Here is a 13,167-nt window from a genome sequence, read left to right as displayed (position 1 = left end):
CACTCATCTGTTTATCAGATAACCGACATGATTACATTCGAACTATTCAAACATCAATGGCTGAAAACGTATCGCGCTCCGGGATTTCACCGAAACCTGGTAGTGAACATACTCTTAGCGATTTCAGGACTATATTTCGCCGCCATGCTCGTCTTGATGGGGTTTATCGCCCCCTCCATCTTGCATGATGCGCTGCCCGATTATCAACCGGTGGAAGCATTTAACGGCCTTTTGCTTTATATCGTATTGATTATATTCGCCTTGCGTTTTTTGATGCAACCTCTGAACGCGCTCGACCCTACTCCTTATCAAATATTGCCTATCAAGCGCACCAGGTTGATAAACTATCTGTTACTGCGCCCACTCTTCAATCCGGTCAATTACGCCGCCTTATTGTTTATGATTCCTTTTGCGGGGAACATTGCATGGAAGGCGCCGTATCACTCGGGATGGGCGGCGCTACGGTTGCTCGTTATCACGGTATTATTCGTGTGGTTCAACATCCTCACCGCGTCTCTTCTCAAGCGCAGATACGGAAGCAATCCGTGGGCGATGGCGGTCATTATGCTGGTTGCCGGCATCCTCTTTTTATCGGAGTATTTTCACGTTTTCTCCTTGTTCGATATTTCCCTGCGCATCTTCGACTTTTTAATCGGCAATCCTTTCGGATGGTTGATTGTAGCAGGCCTAGCAGGACTCTCTTTCGTCCTGAACAAACGATTCTTCTCGCAACATCAATATGCCGAAAAAGCATCCAAACAGGCTTCCGGCGGCAAGAGCTATCTGAAAAAATTCTCTTTTACAGATCGTTTCGGGAAAGAAGGCTCCTTCATATCCCTGATATTAAAATTGATTACGAGAAACAAACGAACGAAATCGACGCTATTCGTATCCATCCTCTTTCTCCTTTACGGTTTATTCTTTTATCCTAAGAAAATGTATGACGACAATTACGGCTTTACATTTTTTATCGCCATGATTGCGACCGGATCGCTGATGCTGATGTTCGGCCAGTGGCTGATCAGTTGGAACGGTTCACACTTCGACTGCCTGATGACAAAAAAGATGAATGCCGACACGTATATTCGAGCCAATTACACGTTGATGATGCTCTTCAATATCTTGTGTTTTATCGTCACGACGCCTTATTTCTTTTTCGGCACAAAGGTGATCTTTTTACAAGTATCCGCTTTCTTGTATAACATCGGGGTAAACATCTTTCTCCTCCTTTATTTTGCCTCCTACAATACCAAGCGGCTGAATCTGAATGAAGGCTCGGCTATGAATTACCAGGGCACCACCTATAAGAATTTTCTGATTGTCCTGCCGGTCATGATCGGCCCCATGGCAATTATCGGCATTGTATCCATTTTCGGAGCGGAACAAGTTGCTATATGGGTGTTTGCCGCACTCGGGGTTATCGGCGTCATCTTCAGCAAGCCGCTACTCACGCTTTGCCAAAGACGGTTTATACAACGCAAATATGCCTTGTGTGAAGGATTTAGAAAAAAGGAATAGAATAAAAATCAAACTACTTTATAACAGATGATAGAGGTTACCGAATTAAAAAAGTTCTACAATGGCGTTGCCGTACTTGACATTCCGTCGTTGGTTATCGCGAATGGGGAAAGTTTTGGGCTAGTAGGAAATAACGGCGCGGGGAAAACCACTTTCTTCCGCTTGATTCTCGATTTGATAGAGGCGTCATCGGGAGAAGTCCGGGTGAATGGTGAGACCGTCGCCCGCCGTGACGAATGGAAATCCTATGTAGGCTCTTTTCTCGATGAAGGGTTCTTGATCGATTTTCTCACGCCGGAAGAATTTTTCTCTTTCACCGGAAAGGTCTATGGAAAATCAAAAGAAGATATAACTGTTTTTCTCGAATCGATGACGGAGTTCTTCAACGGCGAAATTTTGGGCAAACGCAAATTCATCCGCGATCTTTCAAAAGGGAATCAAAAGAAAGTGGGCATCGCCGCCGCTCTCATCGGCGACCCGCAGATACTCATCCTCGACGAACCCTTTACGGCGCTTGATCCGTCTTCCCAAATCCGCCTGAAAAGGATGTTGAATGAGTTGAAAGCGACCCGAAACATGACGATGCTTATTTCCAGTCACGATTTGAATCATGTAACCGACGTCTGCGAACGTATTGTTGTCCTCGAAAAAGGACATATTGTGAATGATATTTTCACCAACGAAGATACCTTAAAAGAGTTGGAAGCGTATTTTGCCGTCTAATCCACAATTCGTAATTCCTAATTTGTAATTTGTAATTCGTAATTCGTAATTCGTAATTCGTAATTCGTAATTTCTAACAGACTTGCCTCAATTAATTCAAATCCGGATCATTAAACGGGTCGCCCTGACGGATGTCGCCGCTTTCGTATCCTTTACGGAACCAATAGGTACGCTGTGCCGCCGTGCCGTGCGTAAACGAGTCCGGAACGGTATAACCCATCGCTTCTTTTTGCAGCGTATCGTCACCGACGGCTGTAGTAGCGCTGATGGCGGACTCCAAATCGCCCGGCTCCAGTAAAATGATATTCATTTTCTGCGCCTGATAGGCCCATACACCTGCAAAAAAATCCGCCTGCAACTCCACCTTTACATTCAACTTATTGGCTTCCTTTTCACTCAGCCGCGCCCGTGCCTGATTCACCTGATCGATGATCCCCAACAACTTCTGCACGTGATGCCCCACTTCATGAGCCGTCACATACGCCATCGCCAATTCGCCTTTCGCGCCATACTCGCCGGACAACTGATGAAAGAAATTCAAATCGATGTAAACCTTCTCATCGGTAGGACAATAAAAAGGGCCGGTCGATGCGGAAGCTTCTCCACAAGGGGATGTCGTATGATCGGTAAACGTAACCAGTGTGGGCGGACGATAGGTTTCGCCTATCTGCCGGCGGAATATTTCGGCCCATACATCGTTTGCACTGTTGAAAACGCCCAATGTAAAAACCTTAAGTTCTTCATTTTCCTTCGCCCGCGACGGGTCGGTCACCTCTTCCGTAGAAGAAGAAAGGCCGGTACCGGCCATATCCAATAGTTGCAGGGGATTTTGCCCGAGCAATAAGGCAATGACAACAATCACAATCGCTCCCACTCCTCCGAAAGCCATTCCTCGTTTCGTACCTCGGCCGCGGCGGTCCTCATAGTTGCGCTCACTATCGTTTCTGTTGATCCATTTCATATTCGATGCGTTAAAGGGTTATAGGGTAAAAGTCAGGCCGCTCCGGAGAGCAGCCTGATTATTTTATTTCAATTTGTTTTCTTATCGCGATCGGGAAGAGCGGCTCGAACCGGAGTTATCGCTCGAACGACTTCGTGAAGAAGAGGAAGAAGAGGCGCTCCGACTGCTACTGCTACGCGACGAAGACGGACTTACCGTTGTTTCGTTGCGGGTGCTTCCGGAAGAAGAACCCGACGAACGCGTGGATGGCGCAGTGCTGGTGCTCCGGCTGGCGCCTTGCGAACGAGTGGAAGTCGCTGAATTGCTGCGGCTGGAACTGCGGGAGGTACTCGGCGGAGTCGTTACGTTATTATTCTCTCGACTACGGTTACTCTCCGACCGCGCACGACTATTATTTCCGGAAGATGAGGGGGTCGTACTTCGGTCGACATTCGAACTACGGCTCGAAGGCGTGGAAGTGGATCGCGTACTGCTCCCGCGGGTAGAACTTCTGTTGTTGTCTATCGTACCCGACTGCGATTGGCGAGTGGTGCTCCGACTGGTGTTGTCGATGGACCGGGTCGTGCTGCGAGGACTGCTCGAACGGCTTGAACCTGTAGCATCACGGTTGACGCTGCCGCTCCGGCTGTTCGAAGGAGTTCTCTGATTGACCGACGAACGCGAACTGCTCGAACGGCTGCCCGATGCATCGGGGCGATACACACTTACCGAACGGCTGCTCACTTGAGCGCTACTCCTTCCGGAACGGCTGCCGGTTGCTTCCAGCGTGCGGACACTCACCTGACGGCCGGTGGTTCGTTGATAATCCCGTGCAGAAGGGCCGCTGTAATAACGGTTATCATTATATATATACGTATTATTGATGATCGTCGTATTGTTATAAATGCGTGTATTATAGCTTCTGCCTGCATAATAGCGGTGCATATTGCTGCGATACATGTAACGATCGGGAAGGAAAACCCAATAATTCACGGGAATGTTTATGCTTATGCTGATGCCGCCGCGAGGCTCCATCGGCGCCCAACCGTAATAACCGCCGCCGCTTCGCCAATTGACCCATGCCGGCGCCCATTCGTAACCGGGAACCCATGCCCAACCGTAATAATCATCATAAAACCAACGGCCGTAGTGGAATGGCGCCCAGCCCCATGAGTAACTCGACACCCAGGTGTTTCCGTAATCGGTCATTACCCAATAGCCGTTTGTCCCATAGGGATGAAAATCATTGCCCACCCGGGGAACCCAAACCTGTCCGTAATTGCGGTCTTGTACCCACGTACCGTAAGGATTCAACTCATTATAAAATGTCTGTAAACTGATGCCGCCGCCCGAATAATTATCACCGTAGTAATAATCATCGTTATAGCCATCATTATCGTAGTTGCCGTAATCCGATTGTGAGTACGCCCAACCTTGAAGAGAGGTGCAAGAGGAAGCGACCAGAGCAACCCATGCAAACAGTAAGGTGTATTTAAAATTTTTCATATCAATAAGTTTTTAAAGAGTGGGACTTCCAAACATTTAACGTTCAGACCGCACATTGTTCGGATGGTTTAATCAGAAGAATCAATTACAAATTACAAATTACAAATTACAAATGACGAATGACGAATGACGAATGACGAATGAAAAGTCGAAAGTCGAATATCTAAAGACCGGAGACCTCTTTATCTACACCGTTTTCACAAGATCCATATCGAACTTCACCATCTTTTCGACCAATTCTTCAAAGGATGTCTTACGAGGATTCCATCCCAACACGGTTTTGGCTTTTGTGGGATCCCCCAACAATTGTTCCACTTCGGCCGGACGGAAATACTTCGGATCGACCTCTACCAGCGTCTTTCCGGTAGCCGTGTCAATTCCTTTTTCGTCTATCCCCTCGCCTTCCCAGCGCAGCGGGATGCCGGCATAGGCAAAAGCCAGCGTGCAAAAGTCGCGTACCGAATGCTTCTCGCCGGTGGCAATCACGAAATCTTCGGGTGTATGATGTTGCAGCATCAGCCACATACATTCCACATAATCTTTGGCATACCCCCAATCGCGACAGGCGCCCAGGTTACCCAAATACAATTTATCCTGCACTCTCCGTGCAATGCGGGCGGCGGCCAGCGTAATCTTGCGCGTGACAAACGTCTCGCCCCGACGCTCACTCTCATGATTAAACAAAATACCGTTCACCGCGAACATATTGTATGACTCACGGTAATTCTTTGTGATCCAATAGCCGTATAATTTAGCCACCCCATAGGGACTGCGCGGATAAAACGGCGTCGTTTCTTTCTGCGGCACTTCCTGCACCAGTCCGAAGAGTTCGGAGGTAGAAGCCTGATAGATGCGGGTCTTTTTTTCGAGATTGAGAATGCGCACCGCTTCCAGAAGGCGCAAGGTTCCCACGGCATCCGTTTCGGCCGTATATTCGGGCACATCGAAACTGACTTTTACGTGGCTTTGAGCCGCCAAGTTATAAATTTCATCGGGTTGCACCTGTTGGATGATACGAATCAGAGAGCTCGAGTCGGTCATATCGGCATAATGCAGTTCGAGGGTCCGTTGCTGCTTCATATCGCGTATCCATTCGTCGAAATACAGATGTTCGATACGGCCGGTATTGAACGAGGAGGAACGCCGCAAGATTCCATGCACTTCATAGCCTTTCTCCAATAAAAATTCCGCCAAATACGATCCGTCCTGGCCGGTAATTCCGGTGATTAATGCTTTTTTCTTCATCATCTTTCCTATTTTGTCATAAGGTCTCATCACCTAATGGGTGCAAAGATAATGCTTTGTTTTTTAAATAATGATAGTTGGGGAAATAAGAAACTGTTTTGAATTTTCCGAATGATATGATTTTGAGGAAACAAAAGCCCGGAAGACAAGGTTAAAGTATATTAAAGATGAACAACGGAACATCTTGTATTGTACCTTTGCAACAATCGACTTTCCCTCCATGAGAAAGTATCATACCCGTCAGTAAAAAGGGTATCTCATCCTGAGAAAGCCACCGTATCTGTAAAATGGCGCGGCTGGTTGATAGATCCACGCAACTATTTTTGAGAATGAAATGTTCCGGCGGTTAAAAATCGGATTACACGTCGTGCAACGGACTTTCGGACGTTCCGAAAGAGTCCAACACGTCATGTAACGGCTTTCGGAGAGCGCGAAAGTGTCCGACATGTCATGCAAAAGACTTTCGGAGAGTCAGAAAGTGTCCGACACGTCATGCAACAGCTTTCGGAGAGTGCGAAAGCACCCAACATCTCATGTAAAAGACTTTCGGAGAGTCAGAAAACACCGAACACATAAGGGAAGTACGTTTATTATAAATTTAAATATTGCTGAGTATGACACTAATTAGTAAAAAGAATTTAGATGAAGTTCCTGTAATGGATTTTTATCAGGTAATGACAAACACAGACAATCATTACAAGAGTGTAGATTTGGAAACACTGAAGTTGAAACCTACGTATGACGAGCATTTCGCCCCGGCTTATACCGCATTGGATGTTGCCGTAAAACCCCTCTATTCCAATGTCGAAACGAAGGAAATATGGGAGTTGGACAAGAAAACCGACGATACCATCGTGGGATTGCGGCAACATCTTAAATCGCAATTGCGGCATCCCGATCCGGATGTGTCCAACGCCGCATCCAAGTTACTGACACTGATGGATAACTACGGCAAAAACATCTATCGGAAACCCATCCTCGCCGAAATCGGAATTGTCACCAATCTGATGCAGGATTTTGCCAAACCCGAATATGCACCGCTGGTAACCACCTCGGCATCCGATCCGTGGGTCACGAAGTTGGGCGAATACAACGGAGCGTTAGGCGTTATTTACAACGATCGCACACGCAGCAAGGCGCTCGTGGAAATCGGCCAGGTGAAAAAAGCCCGCACCAAAATGCAAAAAGCCTTTACCAAGATGGCCGACGTGATAAACGCCCTGGCTCTGTTGGAAGGCGAAGCGGCCTATAAACCGATAGCCGACGACATCAACGAGGAAATCAAACAAGTATTAACTTCTGCAAAAATCAGTCGGGGATTGAAGAAAAAAGGCGGAAAAACTTCGGACGGAAAATAACCCGATTCCTGCGGCCCGTAAATCCAATACGGTACGCCAGTCCCATTTTGCGGGATCGGTCTCACCGGGGATGCCGGAAAGTGACATCCCCGGTGACTATTTTACGCCTTCGTGTCAGCCAGTCTGTTCCGCCGTTCTTTTATGACAGTCGCCAACTTTTCCATAGTCACACTATACTGTGATTTGATTTTTCTTACCAAGAACGGAGCTCGAAGCAACGTCCTCAGTCACGATAGTTTTTCTATTTCTTCGGCAGAAAGTCCACTTACTTTAGAAATAAGCGTAAGCGGTAAACCTTCCGCCTTCATGTTTCGGGCCATTTCTATTTTTCCTTCCACCCGGCCTTCCCGATGCCCTTCCGCTCGGCCTTCCATTCGTCCTTTTCTCCAAGAACGGTGCGAAGTATCCTCTATGGTATTCACATAATCGCGATAGACTTTGATGCTTTCCTCGTAGCGGTCACGCTCTTCCGGAGTCATCGAAGCCAGGTCCACCGTCTTCTCCAGTTTCTTAAAGACTTTCTTACGATCCTTGAAAGGAATTGTTTTCAATGTTTCCATATTCTTGAGTGTATATATCCATTTATCGAAATTCGTATTGCATTCATCTTCCCGCTTATGAAAGTAAGGAAGTTCGATGAAAATAAAACGCAGCTTATCACTGAATTGTTCATGCGTTTCGCGGTCGGCAAGAATCACGTCGGTGCGCAATTTGTGAGGAATGTCATCGAGGCAAAAATTCATAAAAAACACGCCGTAAACCGCTTTTACGTCGAAATGCCAATCTCCTCCGGGTCGCCCCTGCCGGGTGATGATGTGCGAAAGGTAAAACAGCGCCCGTTCACGAAAGTACGTCTGATAACCGTTTTGCATCTCTACGATAAAATGTTCCCCGGATTCGTTGACACAATAAATGTCGTAAATTGCCCCGCGAAACTCGTTAAAATCGGGCAGGATCTCCTTGTCGAGAAAAGTAATGTCCGTTACTGTTTTTTCGCCCTCCAGCAAGTCGTTCAAAAAATCAATCAGCAGGTCTTTGGTTGCCTCTTGTCCGAAGATCCGCTTAAAACCCATATCGGAAAATGGATTGATAAAGCGTTCCATGTCATTGTCCTAATTAATCAGGCAAAGATAGGATTTCTTTGTCGAACCGTCAAGCATTTTCTGTCGGATATATTTTTGCAGATATAAAATCTCACCGGAAATGTATAATCGAAAATTCAAAAAGTACACAAATATAAAACAAATTGTACATAAAAACAGACCCTCAAACACAATTATATGTATCTTTGAACCTGATATCAAATACTTATAATAATGAATGTTTTAACGAATATAACGAGTTTATTATCGACGGAAAAGGAGTCTTTAACTAATGGACTATATCAATTAAAATTGCTTGCCTCAAGAATTAGAAATAAAGAATTATTGAGTTGGATAAATAAAGAGTTAAACGGATATGAGGACGATGACAATCTTCCTGAATATCGTATAGCTCCCGCATTGCTACAAGGAACGTATTCTAACGGTTTCTATTCAATACGGGATCAGATAATATCTACCCTTCATTTTCCAGAAGAATTAAAAGAGAATCTCAACAAAATAAGAATAAAACAGGGTATATCAATTATTGAGGATGCTGCAAAAAATAAAGAAGACACTATCGCTTTTGTAGTTCCAAGCGAAATTAGTGCATTTATTATGCAAATTATTAGAGACCATAACCCTACCTATAAGTTATATTCCCTGTTTGATACTCGTCAAGTCACAAGCCATACGGTCTATAAGAATATTCTTATAAAGGTTCGGAATCATGCTTTGGATTTGGCTCTAAATTTAGAAACAGAAATGGGATATGAAGTTGAAATAGAAGAGATAATAAAAAATAGAAACGAAGCAAACCAAATAATTCACAATTACCTTACACAGAATATCACAAATATCGGAGATGGAAATCTAATAAATACTGGAGACAGTAATACAATTTATCAAAAGCCCACTATACAGAAAGGAAATTTCGATCAGTTAAGAGACGAATTAAATCAATTAGGTTTAGAAAAATCTGATATTGAAGAATTATACCCAATAATAAATAGCGAAAACACAGAAAAGCAGCCTAAACAACTTAACGAAAAAACTCAAAGTTGGATAAAGAAAATGTCAAACAAACTTATAAAAAATGGTCGAAAGATAACAGTAGAACTGGGCATTTCTATTTTAACGGAACTAATTAAATCATATTTGGGATTCTAACTCAATAAAAATGAATTATAAAACAAAAAACGCGAACAGTCTGCTCACGTTTTTTACACCCGTTAAACACAGTTTAAATCCTCATTAAACGTGCATTTCAAATAAATTCAAAGCTTGTTGACTGATCGGCGTGGCATAATTGCAGGTGATCCATTCTTCCTGTTTACGCCTGTTTTCCTTGCAGGCAGATATCTGTCGCTCTACCGAATGAATAACCCAACCGTTTTGCTCGGCATATAACTGAATATTGTCATTCGGGTACATCGTAAGCATGAATTTGCCCTGAAGGGTGACGCATAGTTGTAATAATCTCTCGAGATCCGCATCATCGAACATGCCGGTGTAATGGCCCATGTCGGAACCGACATACGGCGGATCAATGAAATGAAACGTCTCAGGAGGATCATACCGGGTAATAACACGGAAAGCGTCATCGTTCTCAATCGTGGCTATCTCGAGCCGCTTACGTAACTCGACCGTGAAGGCTTCCTTGGCGAAATCGACTTTCCGAGCCTGACGGCCTTCGGACTTATCGAAGCCGAACGAGTTGCTGAACTGCCCGGCAAAGCCCAATTTACTCAATACAAATACTGACCAGGCACGCTGAATGTTGGTAAAGTCATCGGGATGGTTGTATATGAACCAGGCACTTTCGTGCTGCGTTCGACTGTGCAGCGTCCGGTTAATCTCCCGTTTCAGTTCTTCATAATTACAGACAATCGTCCGGTAAAAGTTGATGAGTTCGCCGTTCAGGTCATTGATCACATCCATCTGCGATGGCTGCTTTTCAAAGAAAACAGCCGCGCCGCCGGCAAACGATTCACAGTAGATCGTATGCGCCGGGATCAGCGGCATGATGTGCTTCAGCATGTTTTGTTTGCCGCCATAATATGTAATTGGAGTTTTCATACTGTAATTTTTAAAAGTGTAGTTTGTTTCGTTTATTTATTGTATTTTTGTTTCTCTCACGTCATAATAAAATAGGTGCACACACACCATAAAGGCATAAGCCTCTGTCTTGGTGTGTGTGCACCTTTATCGTTTCAACCGGTGACGTGAGAAATTAGCGGTTGGCGAAGGCGGGGGCTTTTTTACGCCTGCCCCCTCAAACGGGTGATAAACCTTCACATAAGATTGGAAATGAAAAATAAAAATATCCAGATAAAGCATCTGTGTCTACGTGCAATCCTACAGGCTCATAGGCTGGTGGCTGGGAATAACCAAATACTCGCACCCATTTTTCTTTATTGTCGTTGGACATAAACAGAGGTATATACATCCCCTCTATAATTGAAATTGAGACGTATGTTCCGTCAAAACCCGCTGGAATATATATCCAGGCCGACGCTGAATATTTCTTAAATCTATCTGCTATTACATCTGACAAAATTGAGAACCTTCTGACATAATTATCATTCACTATTTCTATTTTTCGAGCACTTTGTTCAGTTGTATAGAGACCCGGCTGATGAATATCAGTCTCAACAATAGACATGGTATTCATATTTATTGTAACATTGTCATACCATGGCCCTGATATTTTATTATTAAATTTTCCGATTTTCAAAAGATCATAATCGCCCATTATTTTTGAGACTTCCCCTCCAGGCGAGAAATTTATTTCATTGCCAAGTCCACAGTCTTGTATAGGGTAATCAGAATAACGAACCGATCCCGTAATTTGATAGTCTCTAAAGCTACCCCTATAATCAATCATATTATATTTTGAAGTAGCTTTAAGAAGAATTAATTTTGCCGTTGTATTGGTATCTCCTATCTCTACCCTGTTTCCTTCCCCTTCTATAATCATCATGTAATCTTGTGGCTGATCAGCATAATTCCAGTGCCAGTCACAATTAATGAATTTATTTTTTGAATCAAGTACAAACCACGTCTTTTTAAAATCAGCATGTAATAAATTGAACCTCTCAAATCGACAATTCTGAAAAGTATTATTATTTCCTACATATTGGGTATTACTTGCAGGTTCAATATCTATATTTATAAAAAGGTTTCTTTCTGAGCCGACGCCTCTTAAATCAAGAGAGGAATTCCTAATAACGCCATTATAAAAAGTATTACCATTTGAGCCTCCAACAGTTTTTACCCCCCGATAATTTGATTGAGAAAAATAATTTATAAAGCTATTGAGATATGACTCTTCTAAAATCAAGGCATCTAAGAAATTTTCTATATATACATCATAAAATAAAGAAGAGTGCATATGACTGCACAATACGCCTATCCCTTTCATTGTATCATTTGGAAACGAAACGTCATTAACTATATTTATTATTCCTAATTGAGAAATATCAAATTTGGAAATTGATAAATCAGAAATGATGCTTGTGTACTTAAGAGCAGCATTATTATGATTTATTCTTAAAATTGAATTTTTTGACCCGTCACCCTGTATTTGGATACCGTCTAATTCTATAGATAATGTATCTGACAATACATAGTTGCCAGTCGGGATGTATAATTTACCAGTGCCCATATTTTTGAGAAAGGCAATGGCTTTTTTAAATGCAATCGTATCATCATTGCTATTATTCCCTATTGCACCAAACCATTTTACATTAAGACTCGAAGAATAAGCCCTTCTATAATACAGGCCCCGCTTTTTTCGATAAATAACGCCATCGCATTTTTCATCGTTCATTTCAGTCCCATCATGCCATGATTGGGTTTGTTCATAGTTGACGTTTTCTTTTGTGTGACTGTCTAAGAGTTTAATAATTTGTGCCATATTTCTAAATGTCAAAATAGTTATCGGTAAAATCCATGGAAGTAATCGAATCGAGTTGCCCCATATAGGTCCAGCCGGATCCAGTCCATGCGTATATCTTGCCATTATCCAGATCGCCGGTATCTGCCGGGTTGGATATCGCGGCCAGTTCGCCAATTTGCAGCGGCTCCCCGGTACTTTCGTTCACAGGTGAATCATCGGCCTGCATATCGGCAACGGAGGCGTAAAAACAGGCTATTTTCAACGAAGAAAGGTTCTCCTTTAACCATATCAGGCTGTCGTTGTACCGGAACACCAAATCCCATCCAGGTTCGAGATATCGGTATACGCCGTTATTGGCACTCACCGGATCGCTCGTAACGGATACCGTCTGTCCATGTTTCAACGGCTTGCCGTCGGTACCGACCGGAGCCTTATCGGCTTCCATATCCGCTTTCGTGGCATAACTGCCGAGTATGGCCATCGAGGCGGCATTATAGTCCACGCCCTTTGTTTTGCCAAGCATGTCCTTCATCAGGTCGAATGTTTCTTCCGGAGAGATGGACATACGCCCCGTTCGCGATTTCAATTCTTCTATTCTTTCTTCCAATTCTGTATAAGTTGCCATAATGTTTTAATAATACGGTTCGTTGGTTTGTACTTCACTAATATTCAGTCCGAATTCCTGTAATTCTACGTATGCAATGAAAGCAGACAGACGGGATTGATATAGGCTCACTGCCATCATCGAGAATGTTTCCGCATCAATTGCCGGATAATCCGTTCCATTATACGAGAATGCCTGCATTCCGTAATAAGTGCGCGGGTACCCTTCCGCCATGTCGCCGGAGAGCGTTTTTGTAACTTTTAATGTCAAACTGCGTTTCTTTGCCATAT

Annotated in this window: 12 protein-coding genes; 4 read left to right on the top strand and 8 right to left on the bottom strand. The window is 43.8% G+C overall.

The genetic code is table 11. The features are described 5' to 3' along the window. The first annotated feature begins 27 nt into the window (after positions 1 to 27). Positions 28 to 1,518, top strand: coding sequence for a DUF5687 family protein (locus ABNK31_RS05040; RefSeq protein WP_418894620.1), 1,491 nt, complete (start codon positions 28 to 30; stop codon positions 1,516 to 1,518). 27 nt (positions 1,519 to 1,545) lie between these two features. Next, complete coding sequence (locus ABNK31_RS05035) at positions 1,546 to 2,241, top strand: ABC transporter ATP-binding protein (protein WP_418894619.1); 696 nt, start codon at positions 1,546 to 1,548, stop codon at positions 2,239 to 2,241. Positions 2,242 to 2,332: 91 nt separating this feature from the next. Here the strand turns inward: ABNK31_RS05035 and ABNK31_RS05030 are convergent, their stop codons facing one another. From ABNK31_RS05030 to gmd, 3 genes are all read right to left on the bottom strand, one after another. Then, on the bottom strand, positions 2,333 to 3,202 hold the full coding sequence (locus tag ABNK31_RS05030; RefSeq protein ID WP_418894618.1) for a neutral zinc metallopeptidase: 870 nt from the start codon (positions 3,200 to 3,202) through the stop codon (positions 2,333 to 2,335). Between the two features lie 81 nt (positions 3,203 to 3,283). Beyond that, entirely contained in the window at positions 3,284 to 4,687 is a 1,404-nt protein-coding gene (locus ABNK31_RS05025) for a DUF6600 domain-containing protein (RefSeq protein WP_418894617.1), read from the bottom strand. Positions 4,688 to 4,873: 186 nt separating this feature from the next. Then, positions 4,874 to 5,935, bottom strand: coding sequence for a GDP-mannose 4,6-dehydratase (gene gmd / locus ABNK31_RS05020; protein ID WP_418894616.1), 1,062 nt, complete (start codon positions 5,933 to 5,935; stop codon positions 4,874 to 4,876). A gap of 611 nt (positions 5,936 to 6,546) precedes the next feature. Between gmd and ABNK31_RS05015 the strand changes: the two genes are divergently transcribed. Then, a complete protein-coding gene (locus tag ABNK31_RS05015) occupies positions 6,547 to 7,290 on the top strand; it encodes a DUF6261 family protein (RefSeq protein ID WP_418894615.1) in 744 nt (247 codons plus the stop codon). Between the two features lie 227 nt (positions 7,291 to 7,517). Here the strand turns inward: ABNK31_RS05015 and ABNK31_RS05010 are convergent, their stop codons facing one another. Continuing rightward, entirely contained in the window at positions 7,518 to 8,393 is an 876-nt protein-coding gene (locus ABNK31_RS05010; RefSeq protein ID WP_418894614.1) for an Rpn family recombination-promoting nuclease/putative transposase, read from the bottom strand. Between the two features lie 213 nt (positions 8,394 to 8,606). Here ABNK31_RS05010 and ABNK31_RS05005 point away from each other — a divergent pair, with 213 nt between their 5' ends. Then, positions 8,607 to 9,542, top strand: coding sequence for a hypothetical protein (locus ABNK31_RS05005; protein ID WP_418894613.1), 936 nt, complete (start codon positions 8,607 to 8,609; stop codon positions 9,540 to 9,542). 84 nt (positions 9,543 to 9,626) lie between these two features. On the opposite strand, the gene ABNK31_RS05000 is transcribed toward ABNK31_RS05005, so the two are convergent. The 4 genes from ABNK31_RS05000 to ABNK31_RS04985 all read right to left on the bottom strand — a co-directional run bounded on the left by ABNK31_RS05000 (position 9,627) and on the right by ABNK31_RS04985 (position 13,165). Continuing rightward, on the bottom strand, positions 9,627 to 10,451 hold the full coding sequence (locus tag ABNK31_RS05000) for a DNA adenine methylase (protein WP_418894612.1): 825 nt from the start codon (positions 10,449 to 10,451) through the stop codon (positions 9,627 to 9,629). A 196-nt stretch (positions 10,452 to 10,647) separates the two neighbouring features. Continuing rightward, on the bottom strand, positions 10,648 to 12,291 hold the full coding sequence (locus tag ABNK31_RS04995) for a glycosyl hydrolase family 28-related protein (protein WP_418894611.1): 1,644 nt from the start codon (positions 12,289 to 12,291) through the stop codon (positions 10,648 to 10,650). A 4-nt stretch (positions 12,292 to 12,295) separates the two neighbouring features. Then, positions 12,296 to 12,898 carry a hypothetical protein gene (locus ABNK31_RS04990; RefSeq protein ID WP_418894610.1) on the bottom strand — a complete coding sequence of 201 codons (603 nt, stop codon included), beginning with the start codon at positions 12,896 to 12,898 and terminating at the stop codon, positions 12,296 to 12,298. A 6-nt stretch (positions 12,899 to 12,904) separates the two neighbouring features. After that, positions 12,905 to 13,165, bottom strand: coding sequence for a hypothetical protein (locus tag ABNK31_RS04985; RefSeq protein ID WP_418894609.1), 261 nt, complete (start codon positions 13,163 to 13,165; stop codon positions 12,905 to 12,907). Between the last annotated feature and the right edge of the window lie 2 nt (positions 13,166 to 13,167).

Origin of the sequence: Limibacterium fermenti (genome assembly GCF_041902845.1) — a bacterium.
Taxonomy (GTDB): domain Bacteria; phylum Bacteroidota; class Bacteroidia; order Bacteroidales; family Dysgonomonadaceae; genus Limibacterium; species Limibacterium fermenti.
This window is presented reverse-complemented; position numbering and strand designations above follow the sequence as displayed.

Bases quoted from the DNA above. Each gene is read 5' to 3' on its own strand.
- ABNK31_RS05030 (WP_418894618.1), bottom strand. From the start codon at position 3,202: ATGAAATGGATCAACAGAAACGATAGTGAGCGCAACTATGAGGACCGC.
- ABNK31_RS05015 (WP_418894615.1), top strand. From the start codon at position 6,547: ATGACACTAATTAGTAAAAAGAATTTAGATGAAGTTCCTGTAATGGAT.
- ABNK31_RS05025 (WP_418894617.1), bottom strand. From the start codon at position 4,687: ATGAAAAATTTTAAATACACCTTACTGTTTGCATGGGTTGCTCTGGTC.
- ABNK31_RS05010 (WP_418894614.1), bottom strand. From the start codon at position 8,393: ATGGAACGCTTTATCAATCCATTTTCCGATATGGGTTTTAAGCGGATC.
- gmd (WP_418894616.1), bottom strand. From the start codon at position 5,935: ATGATGAAGAAAAAAGCATTAATCACCGGAATTACCGGCCAGGACGGA.
- ABNK31_RS05005 (WP_418894613.1), top strand. From the start codon at position 8,607: ATGAATGTTTTAACGAATATAACGAGTTTATTATCGACGGAAAAGGAG.
- ABNK31_RS05035 (WP_418894619.1), top strand. From the start codon at position 1,546: ATGATAGAGGTTACCGAATTAAAAAAGTTCTACAATGGCGTTGCCGTA.
- ABNK31_RS04990 (WP_418894610.1), bottom strand. From the start codon at position 12,898: ATGGCAACTTATACAGAATTGGAAGAAAGAATAGAAGAATTGAAATCG.
- ABNK31_RS05000 (WP_418894612.1), bottom strand. From the start codon at position 10,451: ATGAAAACTCCAATTACATATTATGGCGGCAAACAAAACATGCTGAAG.
- ABNK31_RS04985 (WP_418894609.1), bottom strand. From the start codon at position 13,165: ATGGCAAAGAAACGCAGTTTGACATTAAAAGTTACAAAAACGCTCTCC.
- ABNK31_RS04995 (WP_418894611.1), bottom strand. From the start codon at position 12,291: ATGGCACAAATTATTAAACTCTTAGACAGTCACACAAAAGAAAACGTC.
- ABNK31_RS05040 (WP_418894620.1), top strand. From the start codon at position 28: ATGATTACATTCGAACTATTCAAACATCAATGGCTGAAAACGTATCGC.